We start from the raw sequence: 25,189 nt of genomic DNA on the forward strand, positions 1-25,189 counted from the left end.
GATTTTTATTGAAATATAAGTTATGATTATATCAGAGGAGTGATGATAATGTTTACAGAAGAAAGGTTTAATATCATTCTTCAGGAGTTGAAGGTAAAAGGAATAGTATCTGTTACTGATTTAGTACAATTACTGGATGCTTCGGAATCTACAGTTAGAAGAGATCTAAATACACTTGATAGTGAGGGACTTTTAAAGAAAATTCATGGAGGTGCAATTGCAATAGGTGAGAGTACATCCAAGCACGACTATAAAGTTAATGTTAGACAATCTTTGAATGTAGATGAAAAATCTGAAATAGCAAAGCATGCTGCTGCATTAATTGAAGATGGGGATATACTCTACTTGGATGCTGGAACAACAACTGAGATCTTAATAGATTTTATTGAAGCCAACGAAATAATAGTTGTAACTAATGGAATAGTTCATGCAAAAAAGCTTTTGGAAAGAGGTTTTAAGACTTTTATTGTTGGGGGCGAAGTTAAAGCTATAACTGAAGCAATAGTAGGAAGCACCGTTGTAGAAGATTTAAAAAAATATAACTTCTCAAAAGGCTTCTTTGGAGTAAATGGCGTAAGCAACGAGAGCGGTTATACAACTCCAGATATGAATGAAGCAATGGTTAAAGCTCAAGCAATGAAAATGTGCAGAGAATCATATGTATTAGCAGATCAATCTAAATTAGAAAAAGTTAGTTTTATAACTTTCGGAGCAATAGCAGATTCAACATTAATAACAACAAAAATTGATAATAATATTAGTTATGATACTAATGTAATAGAGGTGGTAAAAAATGATTAATACAATAACTCTTAATCCTTCTTTAGATTATATTGTTAAAGTTGATTCATTTAAAGTTGATTCATTAAATAGAACTGAAGAAGAAAATATTTATGCGGGTGGTAAAGGAATTAACGTATCCATAGTTCTTAAAAATCTAGGGGTAGCGAATACAGCTCTTGGATATGTTGCTGGATTTACTGGAGATGAAATTCTAAGACAAATACAAAGCCATGGCGTAAACTGTGATTTTATAAAATTAAAAAGTGGATTTTCTAGAATAAACGTGAAACTTAAAAGTGATGGAGAAACAGAAATTAATGGATCTGGACCTGCAATAACTGATGAAGAGTTAAATCTCTTACATGAAAAACTTTCGCATCTAACAAAAGGTGATTATTTAATATTATCAGGAAGTATACCAAATAGTGTGCCAGATAATATATATGAAAGCATTATGAACAGCTTATTGGATAAGGGTGTAGAGTTCATAGTTGATGCAACAAAAGATTTGCTGTTAAAGGTATTAAAATATAAACCGTTTTTGATAAAACCAAATCATCATGAACTTGCAGAAATGTTTAATGTAGAGTTAAAAGATGATGAAGACATAATTAAATATGGTAGAAAACTTCAAGAAATGGGAGCAAAAAATGTTCTTATTTCAATGGCAGGGGATGGAGCAATTCTACTACCTGAAAATGGAGAACCTATAAAAAGAGCTGTTCCAAAAGGAATACTTAAAAATTCAGTTGGGGCTGGAGATTCAATGGTGGCTGGTTTCTTATGCGGATATTTGAAAAATAAAAATATAGATGAAGCGTTCAAGATGGGAATTGCTACAGGAAGTGCAAGTGCTTTCTCAGAAGAATTGGCAACAAAAGAACAAGTATATGAATTATTAAAGCAAATTTAATAGTGAATTTACTATAGTGTGAGTTGAATCTTATTATATTTTAAAGTTTTAACAAGGGTAATTTAACAAGTATTATGATTTTTACAAAAGCATAAAAATATATTTAAATTTTAGGAGGCTAACAATGAGGATTGTAGATTTATTACACAAACAAGGCATAAACTTAAATTTTAATCCAAATACAAAAGAACAATGCATAAATGAATTAGTTGATTTAATGGACAAAACTGGGAATTTAAATAATAAAGAAGAATATAAAAAAGCAATATTAGCCAGGGAAGAATTAAGTACAACCGGGATAGGGGACGGAATAGCAATTCCACATGGAAAGACAAGTGCAGTAAAGAAAGCATCTCTTGCAGCTGCAATTTGTAAAAAGGGTGTTGATTATGATTCGTTAGATGGTCAACCAGCACATCTTTTCTTCATGATTGCTGTACCAGATAATAATGATAATTTACACTTAGAAGTATTAGCAAGATTATCTACTATATTAATGGATGAATCATTTAGAACAAGCTTAGTAAACTGTTCTGATAAAGAAGAGTTTTTAAGGTTAATAGATAAGAAGGAAATGGAAAAGTTTCCTGAAGAGGTAAAGGGGGAAATAGAGATGAATAAAAGTGGTTATAGAGTATTAGCAGTAACTGCATGTCCAACAGGGATTGCGCATACTTACATGGCGGCTGAAAGTCTTGAAAGTAAGGGGAAAGATATGGGAGTCTCAATAAAAGTTGAGACAAATGGTTCTGGCGGCGCTAAAAACGTTTTAACAAAAGAAGAAATAGCAAATGCAGAATGTATAATTATAGCGGCTGATAAAAATGTAGAAATGGCTAGATTTGATGGTAAGAGAGTAATTAAAACCAAAGTTGCAGATGGAATACACAAGTCAACTCAATTAATTGAGGAAGCTATAAGAGGAAATGCTCCAATATATCATCATGCTGGAGGTGCTGATAGCAGCGAAGATGTTTCAAACGAATCAGTTGGACGTCAAATTTATAAGCATCTTATGAATGGTGTATCACATATGTTACCGTTTGTAATAGGTGGTGGTATATTAATAGCTTTAGCATTCTTATTTGATACATTTAATCCTGCTAATCCGAGTGGTTTTGGTACAGGTACACCATTAGCTGCAGTTTTGAAGAATATTGGTGGTACTGCATTTGGATTTATGTTACCGGTTCTTGCTGGATTTATTGCAATGAGTATTGGAGATAGACCAGCTCTTTCAGTAGGTTTTGTTGGTGGTGCTTTAGCTAGTGCCGGTGTTACTTTTGCAAGCGCATTTGATCCAAAGGTTCCAGCAGTTTCTGGTGGTTTCTTAGGTGCATTACTTGCAGGTTTCATTGCTGGATATTTAGTTGTTGGTCTTAAGAAGTTATTTGCAGGTTTACCAAACAGTTTAGAAGGTATAAAGCCAGTATTTTTATATCCGTTACTAGGAACATTTTTAATCGGTGTTATAATGTTATTCATAAACCCAATTATGGGATCGATAAATACAGGTATCACTGGTGCACTTAATTCAATGGGTGGTACAAGTAAGATTCTTTTAGGTATTGTTTTAGGTGGTATGATGTCAGTTGATATGGGTGGTCCAGTTAACAAAGCAGCTTATCTTTTTGGTACAGCATCACTTGCTAGTGGAAACTTTGATATAATGGCAGCTGTTATGGCTGGTGGTATGGTTCCACCACTTGCAATTGCAATATGTACTACAGTATTTAGAAATAAATTTACTGAAAAAGACAGGCAAGCAGGTCTTGTAAACTATATAATGGGATTATCATTTATCTCAGAAGGTGCGATTCCTTTTGCGGCAGCAGATCCAATAAGAGTACTACCATCTTGTATAATCGGTTCAGCAGTTGCTGGAGCTCTTTCAATGGCATTTGGATGTGCATTAAGAGCACCTCACGGTGGAATATTTGTTATTGCAATCGTAACCAACCCACTTCAATACTTAGGAGCAATAGTCATTGGGGCAATAGTTGGGGCAATAATATTAGGAATAATAAAGAAACCAGTACAAAAATAAGATTTATGGGAAAATAAGAGGGTAAGTTAATATAAGGGTATAGGAAGCAGTGGAAGTTAAGAACATCCACTGCTTCTTTTATTGACTGCTAAATAAAATGAAAGGAAAAATATTTCTATAAAAAAGGATAAAATATAAGATTTTCTTATATATCTTTTTTATGGATTTGTATCATATGTTACGTAAAAATATAAAATAATATGGTATTATAAATTTACAAATAAAACATAATATAAATAAGTATTCGAAGTAAATAAATATGGATTTTTAAATTGTTTTAAGTTTAAAAATAACAAAGGTTTTATTTTCTAGTTAAATACTTTTGCTATAGGAGGAGAAAAAATATGAGTTTATTTTTAGGAAAGATACACTATTGGTTATTTAATAAGATTTTATGGTTTGAAAAATTAGAAGGTGAGATAATAAATCTTGCAAAAGAGGAAGGCTTAAATGTAGATGAGTTGCGTAAAGAAATCAATGAAAAGTATGGTGAGCCAACTCCGAATCTTCCACTAGAAGAGATGATAGATACAAGTAACATCCATGGATGGTTACAAGGAAAAATTCATTCAGCAGAAGGAAGAATGGCTGCGTGGACAACAAAACTTATAAATAATAATAAAGGTGTTACTACAAAATTAGAAGAGATTTATTCTAGCCAAGGAATTAAAGCTGCAAGTGAAGTTAAAGAAAAGGGAATGGAACTTACAAATGCAGGTGAAATTTTTGACAGTATCAATGATTATATTTTAGATGGAATGCCATGTGATAGAGTCAATGAAGTAATTAAAGCAGAAGAAGATATCGTTGAATGGAAGAGAAGAGTATGCGTTCATAGTGATATTTGGAATAAAGAAGAAGGTGACGTTGATTATTTCTACAAGCTAAGAAGTTTATGGGTTAAAGAATTTGTAAATGCAGTTAATTCAGATTTTGAGTATGTTGAAGAAGGCAACAATACAATGGTGATAAGAAGAAAATAAGATTCTTAGAATTAAGGATTTTTATGGGTTAATAATTTAAGAATAATAGAGTACCCAGCTATATTTTTGGTTATACGATGATTAAATTTATCACTATTATTTTTAATGAAAATATGTAATAGGAGGAAAAGATATGGATGCTATAGATTTAATGATGGAAGAACATAAGTATATAAAAAGAATGTTGGTTGTTGTAAGAAAAGCATGTTTTAGATTATACAAAGGTGAAAAAATAAGTTATGATGATTTTAATTCCATGATAGGTTTTATTAGAAATTTTGCTGATTCTCATCATCATAAGAAAGAAGAAGTAATGCTTTTTAATAGAATGGTTGAAGAAATAGGCCCAACTGCTGAAAAAATAGTTAAGCATGGTATGCTTGTGGAGCATGATCTTGGAAGACTACACATAAGTGAACTTCAAGCTGCACTTAAAAATCTAAAAGATGGGGATGAAGAAGCTATTTTAGACGTAATTTCTAATGCTATCTCCTATACGCATTTATTAGAGAGACATATTGATAAAGAAGATAAAGTTGTATATACATTTGCCAAAAGAGAATTAAACGCAGGCACATTAACAGGTATAAATAAGGAATGTATTGACTTTGAAGAAATAAATAATCACATAAAAAAAGATAATATTTTAATATTAGAAGAATTGGAGAAAAAATACAATTCGTAAGTAAATGGTGTTATAGTGGGAAGCGACTGTAACACCTTTATTTTTATATATAAGTATACATTTAATGGGGGCATAAAAAATACTGATTTATGTAATTTAGAAATCAGTACAGCCTAATTACTTTCTTGATTTTTTATAAGTATATGGTTTTTGTGACAAGGCTTTAGACAAAAAAATATTTTTCTAATGATAGAATTTGAATAAAAAATTATAGCAAGATAAAGTATAAAAACTTTATCTTGCTATAAAATATCCTCTAAGGTATATTTGCTAAATTCATCAACAAAAGAATTAATAGATGATGATAATATTGCTTTTAATTTGCATTTTGAAGTGGAACAAGTATGCTTTGCACTTGAAAAACATTCAGATACAGTTATACTTTCCTCTGTAATTATTAATATTTTCCCAAGGTTTATGTCTTTAGGCTCCATCCCAAGTTTTAAGCCGCCATTTCTTCCTTTAGTTGATATTACATATTCAGTTTTACCTAGCCTATGAACGATTTTCTTTAAATGATGTTCAGATATTTCAAGGTTAGATGCCAACTCTTCCACAGTGCATATTTTATCTTGATTCTTAGCTAAATATATTAAAATTCTAAAAGCATAATCTGAAAACTTAGATAAGTTCAAATTTTCACATCCCTTCTTTAGTTTCATTATACCTTATAATAAAAAAAAGTAAATTGGTTAAAAATAAAATGTGCATTTGTATTGCACATTAAAAAAACCTGTGCTAATATTAAGGTGTATTTAGAATGCACTTTAAAATTTATACATATAAAGAAATTATATATAAGACTTACATTTATGGAGTTTAGACAGGTGTTTTGTGAAAAACATAGTTAATTAAATATTAGTTAGATAGGAGAATTGTTATGGATAAGAGTTTGTTAAAAGTGTGTGATTTAAGAATTGAAGCAGATGATAAAGAGATTTTAAAAGGATTAAATCTTGAAATAAATAAAGGTGAAGTTCACGTAATAATGGGACCAAATGGAGCTGGTAAATCTACTCTAGCCAATGCTCTTTTAAATAATCCTAAATATAAAAGATTGAGTGGAGATATAGAATTCGAAGGTGAAAACATAAATGAATTAAAGACTGATGAAAGAGCTAAAAAAGGTTTATTTTTATCATTTCAATACCCAGAAGAAATTCCAGGAATTACTGTAGAGAATTTCTTAAAGTATGCTAAGAGAACTACAGATGGAAATGTGCTAAAACATTTTAAGTTTGACTTAGATTTAAAGAACAATATGAAAGAATTAAAAATAGATGAAAGCTATGCAAGCAGATATTTAAATGTAGGATTTTCAGGTGGAGAAAAGAAGAAAAATGAAATACTACAAATGTTAACTTTAAATCCAAAGTTAGCAATTTTAGATGAATCAGATTCTGGACTCGATGTTGACGCTATAAGAATTGTTTCTAAAGGTATTAAAATGTTCTCAAATGAAAACAATGGAGTTTTAATTATTACTCATAATACAAAAATATTAGAAAATTTAAAACCTGATTATGTTCATGTATTAGTAGATGGAAGAATAGTTAAAACCGGAGATGGAAGCTTAGCTAATGAAATTGAAGAAAAGGGTTATGAATCTTTTAAAGAAAATGTAGCTATATAAAGGTGGTGAAATAAGATGGAAAACAAAAAGAAGACTTATATAGATGAAATGGATAGAGGAATCTATGATGTTAAAAATGAAGACAGCTTTAGTTTTAAATCTGAAAAAGGCTTAACAAAAGATATAATTGAAACTATTTCAGAAGAAAAAAATGAAGCCAAATGGATGAGAGATTTTAGATTAAGATCTTTAGAAATATATAATAAATTGAAATTACCAACATGGGGACCATCCTTGGATGAGTTAGATATGGATAACATTGTAACCTATGTAAGGCCAAAGAGCAGCTTAGTTGGTTCTTGGGATGAAGTGCCTGAGGATATAAAGAAAACTTTTGATTTACTAGGAATTCCAGAAGCTGAAAAGAAATCACTAGCTGGAGTTGGAGCACAGTATGACTCAGAAGTAGTTTACCACAGTATAAAAGAAGATTTAGTAAAACAAGGCGTAATTTATACTGATATGGAAACAGCATTAAGAGAACATGAGGATTTAGTTAAAGAATATTTTATGAAGTGTGTTACACCTAATGATCATAAATTTGTTGCACTTCATGGAGCTGTTTGGTCAGGAGGATCTTTTGTGTATGTTCCTAAAGGGGTTAATGTAGACATACCGCTACAATCTTATTTCAGATTAAATTCACCTGGAGCAGGACAATTTGAACATACACTAATTATTGTAGATGAAGGAGCAAAGCTTCATTTTATTGAAGGTTGCTCAGCTCCAAAGTATAGCGTTACAAATTTACATGCAGGCTGTGTTGAGCTCTATGTAAAAGAAGGCGCAACACTAAGATATAGTACAATAGAAAACTGGTCAAAGAACATGCTTAACTTAAACACTAAGAGAGCAATTGTTGAAAAGAATGGAACAATAGAATGGGTATCAGGTTCTTTTGGTTCACAAATATCGATGCTATATCCTATGAGTATATTAAAGGGCGAAGGAGCAAGAGCAGAATTTACAGGTGTATCTTTTGCAGGTAAGGGACAAAACTTAGATACTGGAGCAAAGGTTATACATGCCGCACCAAACACTTCTTCTACTATAAACTCAAAATCAATTTCAAGAAACGGTGGAAAAGCTACTTATAGAGGAGTATTAAAGGTAAATTCAAATGCCTATAATTCAAAATCTATGGTATCCTGTGAATCTCTAATGTTAGATAATAAATCAAAATCAGACACTATTCCAGTAATTGATTTATTAAATGATGATGTTGAAATTGGTCATGAAGCAAAAATAGGTAAGATAAGTGATGCTTCTATTTTCTACCTTATGACTAGAGGAATAAGTGAAGATGAAGCTAAATCTATGATAGTAAGAGGGTTTGTGGAACCTATATCAAAAGAATTACCATTAGAATATGCAGTAGAAATGAACAATTTAATCAACATAGAATTAGAAGGAAGCATAGGGTAGGTGAGAGAAATGAAGGCTATACAATTTAATAATTTAAATAAAACTCCAATAAGAACTAAAAGCTGGGTTAATATTAATGATATAAGCCTTGGAGAATTAAATATTGGAGAAATTAAAAAGTTTGATAACGTAGAAATCAAGGGCTTAGAAGGCGTTGATATTCAAAAGTTAGAAAATGACAAAATATTACCTTTATATAGAGAGTTTCAATATGGAATCAGTGAAGATTTAATAAACCAAGGTAAAGAAGGTTTCAACCAAGGTTATGTAATAACAATAGGTAGAAATATAAAAACTGACGAACCAGTAATTATAGAATTCAACTTTGATAAAGATAACAGTTCATTAGTAGATAATTTAATAATAGTTGGAGAAGAAAATTCAAAAGCTTCTATTATAGTAAAGTATAAATCTTTAGACGATTCAAATGGTTATCATAATGGAATTTGTACAATATATTCAAAGAAGAATAGTGAAATTAAATTAACTAAAGTGAATTTCTTAAATGATAGTACTATTCATTTCGATTCTAATGTTTCAGATATTGAAGAAGATGGAAAGGTTGATTTTATATCAGTAGACCTTGGAGGAAAATACAGCATTTATAACTATCATGGAGACTTAGTAGGTGATAAATCAGCTGCAAATATAAATTCAATATATCTAGGAAGTAAAGATAAACTTATAGATATTAATTATATTGTTACTCATAAAGGTAAAAGAAGTAATTCTAATATAAATGTTAAAGGAGCACTTCAAGGAGAAGCTAGAAAGGCTTTTAAAGGAACTTTAGATTTTAAAACTGGTGCAGCTAAAAGTGTTGGAGCGGAAGATGAATATTGTATGCTCCTTTCAAAAGAAGCTAGAGCTAAAGCAATGCCAGTATTATTATGTGCAGAAGATGACGTTTCAGGAGAACATGCTGCTTCTTCAGGTAGAATTGACGAGAATAAATTATTCTATTTGATGTCTAGAGGATTAAGTTACGATGAAGCTAAAATTGTAATTGTTAGAGCTGCATTTAATCCAATAATAGACGCAATTGGCGATAATGATGTTATAGAAGAAATATTACAAGAAGTAGACAGGGGATTGAAAAATGAATAATTTAGATTTTTTAAAAGATTTCCCTGTTTTAAAGGCTGACGAAAATGGGGAAAGGTTAGTTTATTTAGATAGCGGTGCCACAACTCAAAAGCCTATCCAAGTTTTGGAGGCTATTGAAAACTACTATAAAGTAAGTAATGCAAACCCACATAGAGGAGCTTACAAATTAAGCATAGATGCAACAAAGGCCTATGATGACGCTAGAGAAAAAGTTAAAAAATTCATTGATGCAGAGTTTTCAAAAGAAGTGATTTTTACTAAAAATGCTACAGAAGGTTTTAATCTTATAGCATCCTCTTATGGAATGAATAACATTAATGAAGGCGATGAAATTGTTATTTCAATTGCAGAACATCATTCGAATCTTATTCCATGGCAGATTGTAGCTAGAGCTAAAAAAGCAACTTTAAAATATATGTACGTAAATGAAAACGGAGAGATTCCAGAAGAAGAAATTAAGAATAAGATTACCGAAAAGACTAAACTAGTGAGCGTAACACATGTTTCAAATGCACTTGGTACTATTAATCCAGTTAAAGAAATTATAGAATATGCTCATTCAAAGGGTGCTAAAGTAATTGTAGACGGATCACAAAGCGTACCACATATGAAAGTAAGTGTAAGAGACTTAGATGCAGATTTCCTAGTGTTTTCAGGTCATAAGCTTTTAGGACCAATGGGTATTGGTATAGTTTACGGTAAGAAAGAGCTTTTGGAAAGCATGCCTCCATATATAGTTGGTGGAGATATGATTGAATATGTTTATGAGCAAGAAGCAACCTTTGCAGAGCTGCCATCTAAGTTTGAAGGTGGTACTCAAAATGTTGAAGGTGCTGTAGGGCTTGCAGCAGCCATTGATTATCTAGAAAATATAGGCATGAAAAGAATAGATGAAATAGAAAGAGAACTTACAAGTTATGCACTTGAAAAATTTCAAGAACTGCCTTATGTAAAGCTATATGGGCCTAAGGATTTAAGCCATAGAGGTGGAATAATTTCATTTGACATAGAGGGAGTTCATCCTCATGATGTTGCTTCAGTTTTTGATTCTCACAGTGTTGCAATAAGATCGGGCAATCATTGTGCTCAGCCTTTAATGAGATATATGGGTATAAACGCAACATGTAGAGCTAGTTTTTACTTTTATAATACAAAGGAAGATGTAGATAAATTAATTGAAGCAACAAAGAAAACATATGAAATGTTTTTGAAATGGAGGTAATTTAGATGGATTTAAATGCTATTTATACAGAACTTATAATGGAACACAGCACTTCAAAGCATAATAAGAGAAACTTAGATAACCCAGATATTAAGGAAAAAGGTCATAATCCAAGCTGTGGAGATGAAATTACGTTAGAACTTAAATTAAACAATGGTGTTATTGAAGATTTAGCCTTTACAGGGCAAGGGTGTGCAATATCTCAAGCATCTACATCAATAATGATAGATTTGATAAAAGGTAAAAATATCGAAGAAGCATTAAAGCTTACAGAAACTTTTATTGGAATGATTAAAAGAGAAATTAAAGATGATGAAGAATTATATGCATTAGAAGATGCTATGGCTTTTAAAAATATCTCTAATATGCCAGCAAGAGTTAAATGTGCAGTTTTAGCATGGCATACTTTGAAGGAAGCTTTGGAAAAATAATTATTATTAGATAGTATAGAACCTAGACCTTATTTAAAATCAAACGAAATGTAAAATGTTATTTTAGTCAAGTAAAAACTTTAAATTCTTATATAAATATAGAAAAAGCTAGTACCCATTTTTTTAAATATGAAAGCTGTGGTATGTGAAAAATATAAATTTGAACATTTTAAAAGTTATAATACTCTCATGTATTTCCGTTGGAAACATACGAATAAGTGAGAATATTATAACTTTTGTTTATTTGATCTAAAATTATACTATCATTTGAAGAACATGGAATTACTTCATTGAAAAATACATACTATCAAAATTTTTTAGTAATACTATAAATGAAGATAGAATTAATAATTAACAATATAGAAACAAAGAGAAAATGAGGTAAATACAATGAGAAAAATGAAAACTATGGATGGGAACACAGCTGCTGCATATATGTCATATGGATTTTCGGAAGCAGCAGTGATTTTTCCGATAACTCCATCATCACCAATGGCAGAACATGTGGATGAATGGGTTGCACAAGGGAAAAAAAATATTTTTGGGCAACCGTTAAAAGTTGTTGAAATGCAGTCAGAAGCGGGAGCAGCTGGTGCACTGCATGGTTCGCTTCAAGCAGGTGCATTAACAACAACATATACAGCATCCCAAGGATTACTATTAATGATTCCTAATATGTACAAAATAGCAGGAGAATTGCTGCCATGTGTCATACATGTAGCTGCTAGAGCAATTGCAACATCAGCACTAAGTATATTTGGAGATCATCAAGATGTTATGGCGGCAAGGCAAACCGGTTTTGCAATGCTTGCAGAAGGGTCTGTTCAAGAAGTAATGGATTTAAGTGGAGTGGCACATTTAGCAACTATAAAATCACGGATACCTTTTATGAATTTTTTTGATGGATTCAGGACATCTCATGAAATTCAAAAAATAGAGGTAATTGAACCAGAAGAACTTGTTAAGGTATTAGATTATAAGGCACTTGATGAATTTAGAAAAAGAGCTTTAAATCCAAATCATCCTGTTATAAGAGGAACTGCTCAGAATCAAGATATTTACTTTCAAATGCGCGAGGCTGTAAATAAGTATTATGATGATGTTCCAGAAATTGTTGAACAATATATGACCGAGGTTACTAGGCTTACAGGTAGATCATATCATTGTTTTGATTATTATGGAGCACATGATGCTGATAGAATTATAATTTCTATGGGGGCAGTAAATGATGTTATAGAGGAAACTGTAGATTTTCTAAATAATAATAAACAAAGAGTAGGGCTTGTAAAAGTAAGGTTATATAGGCCATTTTCAGTGGATAAACTATTGAAGGCTATTCCAAAGACTGTAAGAAAAATTGCAGTTTTAGATAGAACGAAAGAACCAGGGTCAGTTGGAGAACCACTTTACCTAGATGTATCAGGAGCATTTTTTGGAATGGATAATGCTCCGATTGTTGTTGGTGGAAGATTTGGACTTGGATCAAAAGATCCAACACCAGCTCATATTGCTGCTGTCTATGATAACTTATTTTTAGATGTACCAAAAAATAACTTTACAATTGGAATAATTGATGATGTTACAAATACATCTTTAAGAACATTCGAACATATAGATGCTACTCCTGATGGAATTACATCGTGCAAATTCTGGGGCTTAGGATCAGATGGTACAGTTGGTGCGAATAAAAGTGCAATTAAGATTATCGGAGATAATACAGATATGTATGCTCAAGGATACTTTGATTACGATTCTAGAAAATCAGGAGGACTTACAGTTTCGCATTTAAGATTTGGTGATAAGCCAATTAAATCTAGATATCCAATTGATAGACCGGATTTTGTTGCGTGTCATAATCAATCCTATGTGTATAAATATCATGTGATTAGAGGTCTAAAAAAGAATGGTAAATTTATATTAAATACAATTTGGACGCCTGAAGAATTGGATGAGAGATTACCAGCATCTATAAAAAGGTATATTGCTCAAAATCATATAGAATTCTATATAATTAATGCAGTTAGAATTGCTCAAGGTGTTGGCCTTGGAGGAAGAATAAATATGATAATGCAAGCTGCATTCTTTAAAATAGCAAATATAATTCCAGTTGAGGATGCTATAAAATTTCTAAAAGAAGCAGTTGTTAAATCATATGGTAATAAAGGCGAAAAAATTGTTAATATGAATCACGCAGCAATAGATGCAGGGTTAGAGGGAATAACTAAAATTAAGGTTCCTTATAGTTGGAATACTGATTTAGACGATAAAATTGAGCTTGATGAGAATTTTCCGGAATTTATTAAAGAAATCACTAGGCCAATGAATAGGTTAGAGGGCGATTCAATGCCAGTGTCCCATTTCGTGAAAGCGGGAATACAAGATGGTACCTTTATGTCTGGAACAACGTCTTATGAAAAGAGAGGAATAGCTGTAAATGTGCCTGAGTGGATACCAGAAAACTGCATTCAATGTGCACAATGTTCATATATATGTCCACACGCTACAATTAGAGCATTCTTACTAAATGAAGATGAAAAAGAAAAGGCTCCTGAAAGTCTAAAAGTATTAGATGCTAAAGGAATAAAAGGTGATGAAAAGTTATATTTCTCAATTGGTATTACTCCGCTTGATTGTACTGGATGTGGTAATTGTGCACAAGTATGTCCAGCACCAGGTAAAGCATTAGTAATGAAATCACAAGATAGTCAACATGAGCAAATTGAAGCTTGGAATTACTATATGGAAAGAGTTAAACCTAAAAATCCGCTAAATAAATACACTCTTAAAGGAAGCCAATTTGAAAGACCATTACTTGAGTTTAATGGAGCATGTGCAGGTTGCGGTGAAACTCCATATGCAAGGCTTGTGACACAATTATTTGGTGATAGAATGATGATTGCAAATGCCACAGGGTGCTCATCAATTTGGGCAGCAGGGTCATATGAAATGGCATATACAATTAATGAACATGGTCATGGGCCAGCATGGGCAAATTCATTGTTTGAAGATAATGCTGAGTTCGGATATGGAATGTATTTAGGTGTTAAAACAATAAGAGAAAGAATAGCGAATAATGTTGCTATCGCCCTTGAAAGTAATATGTCAGAGGAAACTGAAACTGTTCTTAAAGAATGGTTAGATAATAAGGATATTGGGGATGGAACAAGAGAAAGGGCAGAAAGGTTAGTTGAAGTTCTTGAAAAAGAAAATAGTGAAATTGCTAAAGAGATATTAAAGGATAAAGAATATTTCGTAAAAAGGTCACAGTGGATATTTGGAGGAGATGGTTGGGCTTATGATATAGGCTATGGAGGTCTAGATCAAGTGATAGCAATGAATGAAAATGTAAATATATTAGTATTCGATACAGAAATTTACTCAAATACTGGTGGTCAGTCATCAAAATCAACTCCAACAGCAGCAATTGCAAAATTTGCTGCATCTGGGAAGAGGACGAAGAAGAAAGATTTAGGAAGAATGGCAATGACATATGGATATGTTTATGTAGCTCAAGTTTGTATGGGAGCAGATAAGAATCAAACTATTAAAGCTATAGCAGAAGCAGAAGCATATGATGGTCCATCATTGATAATAGCATATTCTACATGCATTAATCATGGAATAAAAGTAGGAATGTCAAATACTCAAGAGGAAGAAAAGAAAGCAGTTGATTGTGGATATTGGCATCTTTATAGATATAATCCAGCATTAAAGGGAGAAAAGAATCCATTTATATTAGATTCTAAAGATCCAAAAGAAGATTTTAAAGACTTCTTAATGGGTGAAGTAAGATATGCATCCCTTGCTAAAGCATTTCCAGAGGAGTCAGAGAAATTATTCGAGAAAACAGAATCTGAAGCGAAGGAAAGGTTAGAAATTTATAAAACATTAGCAAATCAACAATAATTTTATAAAAAGTAATAAATACAAAAGGTTGTAATTTAAATTAAATAGAAAATAACATACTAACTTCTTAATCAGAAGTTGATATGTTATTTTTTTTATAAATATTCTTTACGAATAATTTATTATATATATAAATATTATTAAATATAAATAGTATAAAGGAGTTAAGTGTGTATAAATTAAAAGAACTGAATATTGTACACATTAAAATATTATATATAGAAGTCGTTCATAAGGATTCCGAAGAGATACATGGAGGAGTTTAAATGAAAAAAAATATATTGATGGAAAGAATTTTTCATGATATTAATTATGATAATTATGTTGTACAGTATCAAGGAGATATTGAAGCTGAGATTTCTAAAATACCAGATTACTATGTTACAGTAATCAATGATAGATATGCCGTTGTATCTGTTAAAAAAGATGTTGAAATCAATATGGGAAATGAACCATATATTTCATCAATTGTATATGTTATTCCTGCAGAATTTTATACTTTACAAGATATTTCACCAGTAGATGCGTCTCAAGCTAGCTTTTTACAAACCGGATCTCAATTGAACTTAACAGGAAAAGGTGTAAATGTAGCAATTATCGATTCGGGTATTGATTATCTTAGCGAAGAGTTTATGGATGCTAATGGGGAAACAAGAATTGAAAATATTTGGGATCAAACATTGATAAGTAATGCCGAAAACGGTTCGGAATCTGTACCGTTTGGGGTATTATTTGATAGAAATAAAATAAATGATGCTATAAGAGCAAGTAGGGAGGGAGGATCTCCAGATGATATAGTTCCAAGCAGAGATGAAATTGGACATGGGACGAATATGGCTGGAATAATTGGAGCTAGTGGAAAGAATCCGAATTTAAGGGGTGTTGCACCAGACTGTAATTTTGTAGTAGTAAAACTTATAAGAGATTTTTCATATGAGGTCCAGTTTCCAGACGTAATAGTTCCTGTGTTTAATATAACTGCTATTTTTGCAGCATTGCAATATGTGTATGAATATGCTTTAACGACCAACAAACCAATGGTTATATATTTTCCTCTTGGAAGTAGTTTGGGAAATCATAAGGGAGAAGGTATACTGGAAGACTTTATAGATGCAATATCAAGCAATGGAGGAATAGCGGTAGTTACTGGTACTGGAAATCAGAGGAATGCTGGCGGCCACACATCTGGTTCAGTAACTCAGATTGTTGGAGCGCAATCACCTGGTGCTGGGGTTGCGGAGTTAGAAGCGTCACCTGAACAAAAAAATATATGGGTGCAAATATGGGCTGATTTGCCTAACATAATGACGGTTGAAATAGTTTCACCATCAGGGGAAAGTTCTGGGATATTGAGTTTAATAATTAATTACACCATAAATCATACTTTTATTTTTGAGAAGACCTCAATTAGAGTTAATTTTTATTTTCCAGAAGAAGTAACTGGAGATGAGTTGATAAGGATAAGATTTTATAATTTGCAGCCTGGTATATGGAGAATCAGAATACTGGCGAATTATATTTCTAATGGAAGATTTAATGCTTGGATACCACAAAAGGGGCTAACAGTTGGAGATACAAGATTTAGTTTTTCAGATCCATTTGGAACTATAACAAATCCAGGAAACTCAATATACGCTATAACTGTAGCGGCATATAATCAAAATAATAACAATATTGTTGATTTTTCTGGTATGGCCTTTTTGGAATCCTACACTGATAGAATAGATGTTGCAGCAGGTGGAATAAATGCACTAACGGTTGCCCCGAATAACACAACGGCAGTAGTAAGCGGAACTAGTGTATCAGCGGCTGTCGTATCTGGAGTTTGTGCTATGCTATTTCAATGGGGGATTGTAAATGGAAATGAACCTAATATGTATGCACAAACTATTAAAGCATATCTTGCAAAAGGAGCAATGGCGAGAAGTGGAGATGTTACTCCAAATCCATATTGGGGTTATGGCATATTGAATGTACCAAGGATTTTTGAAAATATGACATAGAGAAAGAGTAATTAAAGCAATATTTTAATTATCTTTTTATAGACTTATTCTTAATTGAGTAAGTCTTTTATTTTATTAAAGAAAAATATTGTTATTCTTTAGTAGATTAGTGGCAATTTATATAAGAAAAGCTAACAATATGTATAAATAAGTATTAAATGTAATCGATTAATGTTATAATTAGTTAAGGAATAATGTCAAGTTAAGGAGATGAGGAATATGAATAGGACTTATGTTGGAAAATATTTAGATGAATGTTTAAATAATGCTTCAAAAGAATTAAATGTTGCAGAGGAAGACCTAAACTATAAAATAATTAAGGACAATCATTCATTTATCAATAAAAAAGTTGAAATAGAAGTTATGGATGTTGATTTATATTCCTCAAGTTCTAATAATCATCTAAATTATACGGAAGATTTCACGAAAGATGTTGCTAAGAAAAGAGTTGTAATTAATGAGGATAATGTAATTAATAATGATGAAAATGGAGTTAAAGTAGAAAATGGTGATGTAGTAGTAATAGAAGGTTTAAGCAAAGTATATAAAGAACAGATAACAATTAGGCCTTGTGAGAAAATCAAACTTTTTATTAATGGAGAACTATGTAGTGAAAAAGGACCATATGAAATAAATCAATCTGATAAGATAGATTATATAGGGGAGAAAATAGAACAAGTAAAGAAAATATCAGTGAATATTTCAGTGGATAAAATGGAAGGATATATAAAGGTAGAATATAAACCAGCATACGTATATAAACTTAGGGATAAGCCAATGGCTAAAGATTTGATTCTTAAGGCGATGAAGGTAGAGGAAGATTATCCTAAAAAATATACATTAACAGAAATAAAGGAAATATTAAGGCAAAACAAGATAACTGATGGAATAATATATAAAAATCTTATAGAAGCATGCGCATTAGGAAATGGAGAAGAGAAGTTAATAGCTGAAGGTATTAGTGCTATTGATGACACGCCAAATGAAATTAAAGTGTTATTTGATATTGGAGAAAAGAGGATAGTGAATGAAAACTCAAATGAAAAGATAGATTATAGGAATGTATATTCTATATCTAGTATAACTGAAGGACAAGTTCTGGCAGAAATAATTCCAGGTAAAAATGGGCAAGATGGTAAAAATATATGTGGTGAAGTATTAAAGAAAAAGACTGTGAAAAGTAGACCTATAAAAATAGGCGATGGATGTAAAGTTGAAGGAAATAGTATAATTGCCACTAAAACTGGCAGGCCATCATCTAAAAATGGAATTTTGAGTGTAAATAGTTTATATAATATTCAAGATGTAGATATAAAATCCGGGAATATATTTTTTGTTGGAGACGTTTATATTAAAGGTAATGTTAAAGAGGGAATGAAAGTTAAATCGGGAAATTCTTTAACTATCGAAAAAAATGTTGACATATCTACCATAGTGGCAGGAGGAGAAATTAATATTAAAGGAAGCGTGATTAAATCAACTGTTCTTACTGGACAAGTAGATATGGAAAAGAAAATGTATTTGGAAAAGTTAAATGAATATAAAGATATCATATCAAAACTTATAAGTGCGGTTGAAAAGTTAAATGAGTCTAGCAATAACTCTAAAAAAATTTCTGAATTGGTTAAAATTCTTATAGAAAACAGGTATAAATCTATACCTAAATTGTCTTTAAATATAATAACTCATAGTATTTGTGAAGATAGTGATAATAATGATTTAGTAAGTTTTATAAGAAGTAAAATGATGGGATTAAACTTATCAAAAATAGAATCAATAGAGGATTTAAGAAATCTTGAAGAGTTAATAACCAATGAAATAGAACTGTTAGAAGATAATATGATAATTCCAGCAGACATATATATAGGCTATTGTCAGGATTCTTTAATAAAATCTACAGGAAATATTATTATAAAAGATAAAGGACAATATGTTTCTAATTTAACAGCACTAAATGATATTATTTTTTTACGTGATGATTCAGTAGCCAGAGGGGGCGTTATATCAGCAAGAGGAAATATTAAACTTGGAATAGTTGGGAGTCCTTCGGGGGTAACAACCAAATTGGAAGTGTTGCAAGGAGGAATTATAACTGCAAAAATTGCATATAGCAATACAGTTTTTTGCTTTGGAGAAAGATTAAAAACATTAGATGTCTCAAGTAAAGATATTAAGGCATATGTCAATAAAGAAGGAGAAATAATAATTGAGAAGTTTGTACTGTAAAGAATTATAGATTTTCTCATGTGTGTTGATAGGATTTCAAATTTTTACTTTGATTATTTAGGTGAACATTTATTCAATTAAAACATACTATAATATAAAATGAATTTTGTTCTCTAAAGTTTGGAGGAAAAATATGAGATATGAAAAAATTGAATTAACGTATTCGTATAATTCACTAGAACCATACATTGATGAAGAAACTGTAAAAATACACTATACTAAACATCTTCAAGGATATGTTGATAAACTAAATAATGTGCTTAAGGGATATGAGAAATTTACAGATGGAAAAACCTTAGAGCAAATACTTTCAAATCCAAATAAAATACCTAAAAAAATTTATCGCGATGTTATAAATCAAGGTGGAGGTGTATTAAATCACAATTTATATTTTTCAATTCTTTTCCCTTATCCTAAAAAGGAACCTGAAGGGAAACTACTTAACGAAATAGTTAGTACTTTTGGTTCACTAGAAATGTTAAAGAAGCTTGTTAGCGAAACTGCAATAAATAAATTTGGATCAGGCTATGGCTGGCTAGTTAAAGATAAACGTGGTAAGCTGAAAGTTGCAAATAGTTCAAATCAGGATACACCTCTAAGTTTTGGATTTACTCCAATACTAACAATAGATGTTTGGGAGCACTCGTATTATCTGAAATATAAAAATTTACGTGGAGATTACGTTAAAAACATATGGAATTTAATTGACTGGGCGCGAGTTGAGGAATTGTATAAGAATGACAATTTGGTTTGATTTTAATTTCCGTCAATAAAGAGAGCTTTACTTTAGTTAAAGTTCTCTTTTATATATGTACTAAAATAAAATCAAGATTGTGTATAGTAAATTATTATACACAATTCATAAAATAAGAATTATAATAAAGGAAAATTTAAAATTAATTTTGGGGTAAGGAGAATGCATATGGCGGAATTAAAAAAAATATCAGGACCAAGATTAAAGAGTATATTAGAAGAAAATATAAACATTAAAGAGAAACTCATAAATGAAAAATATTTAACAAATACTTTAGTTAGGAATAGTTGTCTAGAATATATGAATGAAGAAAGGGTAGAGATTAGTGCATGCAAGTTTGAAAATGTTGTGTTTAGGGAGTGTTGTTTAAGAAATGTAGACTTAGTAGATATAATATTTGAAAATTGTGATTTATCAAATATTGATTTTTCAAATGGAAGTATACATAGAGTAGAATTTAATAATTGCAAGCTTTTAGGATCTGATTTTAGTGATAGTAGTATACAAGAGGTTCTTTTTAAAGATACAGTTAGCAGATACTCAAACTTTGGATATTCAAAGGTCAAGAATGTAAAATTTCAGGAATGTGATATGCAAAGTAGTATGTTTTTGGAATGTAGCTTTACGTATGTTGCATTTAATGGATGTGATTTAGCTAACTCTGAGTTTACTAATACTCCTCTTAAAAAAGTAGATTTTAGAGAAAATAACATTTCGGACATATCGTTAACTGGAAAAGAGCTAAAAGATGCTATTGTATCTCCTATGCAGGCAGTTGAGCTAGCAAGATTTCTTGGTGTAATAGTTAAATAAGCATTATTCCCGTTAAAGTAAAATTGTCTATAGGTGATTTATTTTTCGATTTTAAAGATTAGATTTTTTAAAAGTTAGGGTATTAGTTTCGAAATGTTTTGGAAATATTGATAAACGTATAGAGAGTGATATAATGATTTTAATGTAAAATTAATTTAGGAGGAACAATAAGTGGAAAAAATAGCATTAATTACTGATAGTGCATCGGATATAAGCATAGAGTTATTAGAAGCAAACCAAATAAGGCTTTTGCCATTTAAAATTATATATTCGGATAAGGAATACGAGGATAGAATTGATATAACTCCCCAATTTATGTATGAAAGATTAAAAACAGAAATTCCTAAAACATCGTTACCGAGTATTGAAAAAATAACAAGCGTTCTGAAAGATGTTGTTAGTGAGGGATTTACGCATGCAATAATAATAACTATTTCATCTGCATTTTCAGGAACATATAATGCAGTAAGACTAATTTGTGAGGAGTTCAAGGAGCTGAAAACTTTTGTTTTTGATTCTAGAACATTAACAATGGCAGAAGGCGCAATGGTTTTGGAAACTTCAAGGTTAATTAGAGAAGGTAAAACATTTAATGAAATAATTGAAATTCTACCTACATACAGAGAGAAGATAGATTTATTTTTTACAATAGATACTTTAGAATATCTTCAAAAAGGAGGAAGGATTGGCAAAGTGGCAGGAACAATAGGAGAGTTTTTGAATCTTAAGCCAATAATAACTGTAGCAGAAGATGGAACATATAGAACTGCAGCTAAAGTTAGAGGTTCAAAGCAAGCTGTATCTAAATTAACCAGTATATTTAAAATGTATTTAGAAAAAGGTAAATATAAAGCCTGGATTTTAGATGGAAATGGTTTTGATAAGGTACAAAACCTATACTGTTTGATAAAAGATTTACCCAATGTAGTTGAGTGTACAATAGCTGGAACAATTGGTCCAGCGCTTGGGGTAAATACAGGACCAGGACTTGTAGGACTCGCAATTGAGAGAATAGATGAATAAGAGGTATTATAAATAAACTTCTAGTAAGTTAAGTGAAATTAAATTTCTAACTTACTAGAAGTTTAATTTTTTGTACATAAATATTTTTTAGTATATAGGAAAAACTAATTTTTATAAAAATAAAGAAAAACAGGAGGAATTAAAATGAATTTTCCAACATCTTTTCCAAAACAAGAACAAAAAGAACAACCAGGACTGGAGTATGAAATGAATCCAGCTCCAATATATGATGATCCAAGTTATAATAAAAAAGGAGATATATTAAAGGACAAGATTGCAGTAATTACTGGAGGCGATAGTGGAATCGGAAAGGCTGTTGCTATAGCATATGCAAATCAAGGTGCTGACATAGTGATTGCTTATTATAATGAAAATAAAGATGCAGAAGAAACAAAAAAAATAATGGATAATATAGGGAGAAGATGTACCTTAATTAAAGGTGATATAAGTGATCCTAATTTTTGTAATAATGTTTTAGAAAAAACTATTAAAGAATATGGAAAAATAGATATATTAGTTAATAATGCAGCAGTTCAATATGAAAGTGCAGATTTCAAGCAAATAAGTGACGAGCAATTTGATAAGACATTTAAGACAAACGTATATGGAACATTTTATATGACAAGGGCAGCATTAAATCATTTAAAAGCAGGTGGATGCATAATAAATACTGCTTCAATAACTGCATATAAGGGAAATGAAACATTAATTGATTATTCAATGACTAAAGGTGCTATAGTTACATTAACAAGATCTTTATCTACTGCATTAGCAAAAGGAAAAACTAATATAAGAGTAAATGCTGTTGCACCTGGGCCAATCTGGACACCATTAATTCCAGCAAGCTTTGATGAAAAAAAGGTTGAGAAATTTGGATCGGATACACCATTGGGAAGAGCAGGACAGCCAGTAGAGTGTGCTGGAGCATACGTATTTCTAGCTTCACAATGTGCTTCATATATCACAGGGCAAGTAATCCATGTTAATGGTGGAGAAATAGTAAATGCGTAGATAAACAAATATTTGTATAATGTTTTTGAAGAACAATTTTACATAAATTATATTAAGAAATTTATATGGGAAGCTTACTTTTAAAGCTGCGAAACTAGTAGTAAAATTTATTATATGATTTACATAGATTAAAATTATACTTTGTAACATCATAAAATGTTGATTAGAAAATCTAGAGTCAGGAATAAAATCTTGGCTCTTTTGATTTAAGCGATATTTCTATAGAAAGTAAAATATATTAATGAGAAATGCTAAAAGAATAATACTAGCATTTATGTTTGCGGAAACCTTAGATTAAAATATACTATTTATCAACATAAGACAGTAGCTAGAGTTATGGCATCAAATAGATAGGTATATATGTGATGGCGGTTTAAAAGGCAAATTAAAATAAAAAATCTTGACTACACATAGATGAATATCTATACTATATACATAGATTAGTAAAATGGCTAATATTGAAAAAGGAGTTAAATGTGTGTAAGAAATATGATAAGAATGGAAGAATTTTAAAGGCACTTTCAGATCCTAATAGGCTAAAAATAATAGACTTATTATCTTGTGGAGAAAAATGTGCGTGTGAGATATTAGAGAGCTTTGAATTTACACAACCTACTTTATCGCATCATATGAAGGTATTAATAGATTGTGGGTTGGTTAAAGCAAGAAAAGATGGAATTTGGAACTTGTACAAGTTAAACACAAGTAATTGTAACAGATTAGTGCTGTTTTTACTTAATCTAATTACAGAAAATGAGGATTGCGTACAAATTGATAAGAAAAATGAAGATTCTAATTAAAAGTTAATATGAAAGTACGATTTTGTTAATCTTTATAATATACTAAATATAATGTACTTATTAAAAATAATAAAAATTTATAAAAACGGAGATGAAATGAGACAGATTGATTTAACTAAAGGAAAAACATTGAATGTTCTAACAACATTATCAGTACCAATAATGGGAAGTTCATTGCTACAATTTACATATAATCTGGTTGATATGCTGTGGGTTGGCGGACTTGGAAGTAATGCTGTAGCGAGTGTTGGATCAGCGAGTTTTTTCGTAGGCCTTGGATATTCTATAAACTCATTAGTAGTTATAGGAACAGGAATAAAAGTCGCACATTCTATAGGTAAAAAAGAAGAGAATGAGGTAAAAGAGTATATTAATGCGGGCCTTTTAATTAATGCAGTAATGTCGTTTATTTTTGGGTCTATACTTATTATATTAGGAAGAGCACTTGTGAATTTTTTAAATATAAATAATATTGCAGTTGAAAAAGATGCATATGAATTTTTAATTTTCAGTGGACCTACAATAATTTTTGCATTTTTTAATCTTTTATATGCAAGGATACTGGGGAGCTTTGGAAATAATAAATTAGCATTTAATATAAATGTTGTAGGAGTAGTTGCAAATATAATATTAGACCCGATTTTTATTTATGCTGTAAAACTAGGCGTTGAAGGAGCAGCAATTGCAACAATGATTGCTAATATTATAATGTTTTTGTTATATTTATTTAGATCATCGGGAACACTTAGGTATAATTTTAGTGTAAAAATTGATTATAATAAGATAAAGGAAATAATAATTTTAGGATTTCCTATGGCTATACAAAGAATTCTATTTACTGTAATAAACATATTCCTTGCAAAAATAATAGCCATATTTGGATCAGATGCAATAGCTGCTCAAAAAATAGGACTTCAAATTGAATCTATTACATATATGGTTATTGGTGGTCTTCATGGTGCGATAGCTGCATTTACAGGTCAAAATTTTGGGGCTAAAAAATATAGAAGAATCAAAGAAGGGTATAACACTGCACTTAAGATAGGAATTGTATATTCTCTTCTTATGGCATTTATATTCATGTTTTTTAGTACACCATTTGTTAAATTATTTGTTAAAGATCAGCAAACAATTGCAATAGCTAATATGTACTTACAAGTAGTAGCATTTTCTCAATTATTTAGTACTACAGAAACTGTATCTAATGGATTATTTACAGGTATAGGAAAACCTAAAATATCTTCAATTATAAGCGTTGTATTTACAGCACTACGAATACCAATGGCCTTAGCTTTAATAAAACCATTTGGTTTAAATGGCATTTGGATAAGTATTTCTATATCGAGTATTCTAAAAGGAAGTGTAGCTTATATATTATATATAATTGAGGTGAAAAGAAAATATAAATAGGAATTAATAAAATA

At 30.6% G+C, this 25,189-nt stretch carries 20 protein-coding genes; 19 read left to right on the top strand and 1 reads right to left on the bottom strand.

Features of this window, described 5'->3' with window-relative positions:
* Window positions 1-48: 48 nt before the first annotated feature.
* The 5 genes from KEC93_RS09400 (at window position 49) to KEC93_RS09420 (ending at window position 5,411) form a co-directional block, all read left to right on the top strand.
* On the top strand, window positions 49-801 hold the full coding sequence (locus tag KEC93_RS09400; protein ID WP_077868397.1) for a DeoR/GlpR family DNA-binding transcription regulator: 753 nt from the start codon (window positions 49-51) through the stop codon (window positions 799-801).
* Window positions 794-1,696 (top strand): 1-phosphofructokinase, encoded by a 903-nt coding sequence (pfkB, locus tag KEC93_RS09405; protein ID WP_077839001.1) that lies wholly within the window; start codon window positions 794-796, stop codon window positions 1,694-1,696. The genes KEC93_RS09400 and pfkB overlap by 8 nt, the downstream gene beginning before the upstream one ends.
* Window positions 1,697-1,820: 124 nt before the next feature.
* A complete protein-coding gene (locus KEC93_RS09410) occupies window positions 1,821-3,743 on the top strand; it encodes a PTS fructose transporter subunit IIABC (RefSeq protein WP_077868396.1) in 1,923 nt (640 codons plus the stop codon).
* A 344-nt stretch (window positions 3,744-4,087) separates the two neighbouring features.
* Complete coding sequence (locus KEC93_RS09415; protein WP_077868395.1) at window positions 4,088-4,726, top strand: hypothetical protein; 639 nt, start codon at window positions 4,088-4,090, stop codon at window positions 4,724-4,726.
* Between the two features lie 133 nt (window positions 4,727-4,859).
* On the top strand, window positions 4,860-5,411 hold the full coding sequence (locus tag KEC93_RS09420) for a hemerythrin domain-containing protein (RefSeq protein WP_017209652.1): 552 nt from the start codon (window positions 4,860-4,862) through the stop codon (window positions 5,409-5,411).
* Window positions 5,412-5,653: 242 nt separating this feature from the next.
* On the opposite strand, the gene KEC93_RS09425 is transcribed toward KEC93_RS09420, so the two are convergent.
* A complete protein-coding gene (locus KEC93_RS09425; protein WP_017209651.1) occupies window positions 5,654-6,046 on the bottom strand; it encodes an RrF2 family transcriptional regulator in 393 nt (130 codons plus the stop codon).
* A 245-nt stretch (window positions 6,047-6,291) separates the two neighbouring features.
* Here KEC93_RS09425 and sufC point away from each other — a divergent pair, with 245 nt between their 5' ends.
* The 14 genes from sufC to KEC93_RS09495 all read left to right on the top strand — a co-directional run bounded on the left by sufC (window position 6,292) and on the right by KEC93_RS09495 (window position 25,175).
* Entirely contained in the window at window positions 6,292-7,044 is a 753-nt protein-coding gene (gene sufC / locus KEC93_RS09430; protein ID WP_011969171.1) for a Fe-S cluster assembly ATPase SufC, read from the top strand.
* A 15-nt stretch (window positions 7,045-7,059) separates the two neighbouring features.
* Window positions 7,060-8,469, top strand: a complete 1,410-nt coding sequence (gene sufB, locus KEC93_RS09435; protein ID WP_039772420.1) for a Fe-S cluster assembly protein SufB — start codon at window positions 7,060-7,062, stop codon at window positions 8,467-8,469.
* Window positions 8,470-8,478: 9 nt separating this feature from the next.
* A complete protein-coding gene (gene sufD, locus KEC93_RS09440; RefSeq protein ID WP_077868408.1) occupies window positions 8,479-9,576 on the top strand; it encodes a Fe-S cluster assembly protein SufD in 1,098 nt (365 codons plus the stop codon).
* On the top strand, window positions 9,569-10,798 hold the full coding sequence (locus tag KEC93_RS09445) for a cysteine desulfurase (RefSeq protein WP_077868394.1): 1,230 nt from the start codon (window positions 9,569-9,571) through the stop codon (window positions 10,796-10,798). The genes sufD and KEC93_RS09445 overlap by 8 nt, the downstream gene beginning before the upstream one ends.
* A 5-nt stretch (window positions 10,799-10,803) precedes the next feature.
* A complete protein-coding gene (sufU, locus tag KEC93_RS09450) occupies window positions 10,804-11,229 on the top strand; it encodes a Fe-S cluster assembly sulfur transfer protein SufU (RefSeq protein WP_011969175.1) in 426 nt (141 codons plus the stop codon).
* A gap of 390 nt (window positions 11,230-11,619) precedes the next feature.
* Window positions 11,620-15,135 carry a pyruvate:ferredoxin (flavodoxin) oxidoreductase gene (nifJ, locus tag KEC93_RS09455; RefSeq protein ID WP_077868393.1) on the top strand — a complete coding sequence of 1,172 codons (3,516 nt, stop codon included), beginning with the start codon at window positions 11,620-11,622 and terminating at the stop codon, window positions 15,133-15,135.
* Between the two features lie 266 nt (window positions 15,136-15,401).
* Window positions 15,402-17,138 (top strand): S8 family peptidase, encoded by a 1,737-nt coding sequence (locus KEC93_RS09460; protein WP_023975074.1) that lies wholly within the window; start codon window positions 15,402-15,404, stop codon window positions 17,136-17,138.
* 219 nt (window positions 17,139-17,357) lie between these two features.
* On the top strand, window positions 17,358-19,364 hold the full coding sequence (locus KEC93_RS09465; protein ID WP_077868392.1) for a flagellar assembly protein A: 2,007 nt from the start codon (window positions 17,358-17,360) through the stop codon (window positions 19,362-19,364).
* Window positions 19,365-19,497: 133 nt separating this feature from the next.
* Window positions 19,498-20,118, top strand: a complete 621-nt coding sequence (locus KEC93_RS09470; protein WP_077868391.1) for a superoxide dismutase — start codon at window positions 19,498-19,500, stop codon at window positions 20,116-20,118.
* Between the two features lie 168 nt (window positions 20,119-20,286).
* A complete protein-coding gene (locus KEC93_RS09475) occupies window positions 20,287-20,931 on the top strand; it encodes a pentapeptide repeat-containing protein (RefSeq protein WP_011969180.1) in 645 nt (214 codons plus the stop codon).
* A gap of 171 nt (window positions 20,932-21,102) precedes the next feature.
* Window positions 21,103-21,954: a DegV family protein gene (locus KEC93_RS09480; protein WP_077868390.1), complete on the top strand. Its 852-nt coding sequence runs from the start codon at window positions 21,103-21,105 to the stop codon at window positions 21,952-21,954.
* A 144-nt stretch (window positions 21,955-22,098) separates the two neighbouring features.
* Window positions 22,099-22,965 (top strand): SDR family oxidoreductase, encoded by an 867-nt coding sequence (locus tag KEC93_RS09485; protein ID WP_077868389.1) that lies wholly within the window; start codon window positions 22,099-22,101, stop codon window positions 22,963-22,965.
* Window positions 22,966-23,441: 476 nt separating this feature from the next.
* Complete coding sequence (locus KEC93_RS09490; RefSeq protein WP_011969183.1) at window positions 23,442-23,765, top strand: ArsR/SmtB family transcription factor; 324 nt, start codon at window positions 23,442-23,444, stop codon at window positions 23,763-23,765.
* A gap of 96 nt (window positions 23,766-23,861) precedes the next feature.
* Window positions 23,862-25,175 (top strand): MATE family efflux transporter, encoded by a 1,314-nt coding sequence (locus KEC93_RS09495; RefSeq protein WP_077868388.1) that lies wholly within the window; start codon window positions 23,862-23,864, stop codon window positions 25,173-25,175.
* The last annotated feature ends 14 nt before the right edge of the window (window positions 25,176-25,189 follow it).

Origin of the sequence: Clostridium beijerinckii, assembly GCF_018223745.1 — a bacterium.
GTDB classification, from domain to species: Bacteria; Bacillota; Clostridia; order Clostridiales; family Clostridiaceae; genus Clostridium; species Clostridium beijerinckii.

Excerpts from the sequence above, each read along its gene's own strand:
- KEC93_RS09400 (WP_077868397.1), top strand. The coding sequence starts at position 49 with ATGTTTACAGAAGAAAGGTTTAATATCATTCTTCAGGAGTTGAAGGTA.
- pfkB (WP_077839001.1), top strand. The coding sequence starts at position 794 with ATGATTAATACAATAACTCTTAATCCTTCTTTAGATTATATTGTTAAA.
- KEC93_RS09410 (WP_077868396.1), top strand. The coding sequence starts at position 1,821 with ATGAGGATTGTAGATTTATTACACAAACAAGGCATAAACTTAAATTTT.
- KEC93_RS09415 (WP_077868395.1), top strand. The coding sequence starts at position 4,088 with ATGAGTTTATTTTTAGGAAAGATACACTATTGGTTATTTAATAAGATT.
- KEC93_RS09420 (WP_017209652.1), top strand. The coding sequence starts at position 4,860 with ATGGATGCTATAGATTTAATGATGGAAGAACATAAGTATATAAAAAGA.
- sufC (WP_011969171.1), top strand. The coding sequence starts at position 6,292 with ATGGATAAGAGTTTGTTAAAAGTGTGTGATTTAAGAATTGAAGCAGAT.
- sufB (WP_039772420.1), top strand. The coding sequence starts at position 7,060 with ATGGAAAACAAAAAGAAGACTTATATAGATGAAATGGATAGAGGAATC.
- sufD (WP_077868408.1), top strand. The coding sequence starts at position 8,479 with ATGAAGGCTATACAATTTAATAATTTAAATAAAACTCCAATAAGAACT.
- KEC93_RS09445 (WP_077868394.1), top strand. The coding sequence starts at position 9,569 with ATGAATAATTTAGATTTTTTAAAAGATTTCCCTGTTTTAAAGGCTGAC.
- sufU (WP_011969175.1), top strand. The coding sequence starts at position 10,804 with ATGGATTTAAATGCTATTTATACAGAACTTATAATGGAACACAGCACT.
- nifJ (WP_077868393.1), top strand. The coding sequence starts at position 11,620 with ATGAGAAAAATGAAAACTATGGATGGGAACACAGCTGCTGCATATATG.
- KEC93_RS09460 (WP_023975074.1), top strand. The coding sequence starts at position 15,402 with ATGAAAAAAAATATATTGATGGAAAGAATTTTTCATGATATTAATTAT.
- KEC93_RS09465 (WP_077868392.1), top strand. The coding sequence starts at position 17,358 with ATGAATAGGACTTATGTTGGAAAATATTTAGATGAATGTTTAAATAAT.
- KEC93_RS09470 (WP_077868391.1), top strand. The coding sequence starts at position 19,498 with ATGAGATATGAAAAAATTGAATTAACGTATTCGTATAATTCACTAGAA.
- KEC93_RS09475 (WP_011969180.1), top strand. The coding sequence starts at position 20,287 with ATGGCGGAATTAAAAAAAATATCAGGACCAAGATTAAAGAGTATATTA.
- KEC93_RS09485 (WP_077868389.1), top strand. The coding sequence starts at position 22,099 with ATGAATTTTCCAACATCTTTTCCAAAACAAGAACAAAAAGAACAACCA.
- KEC93_RS09495 (WP_077868388.1), top strand. The coding sequence starts at position 23,862 with ATGAGACAGATTGATTTAACTAAAGGAAAAACATTGAATGTTCTAACA.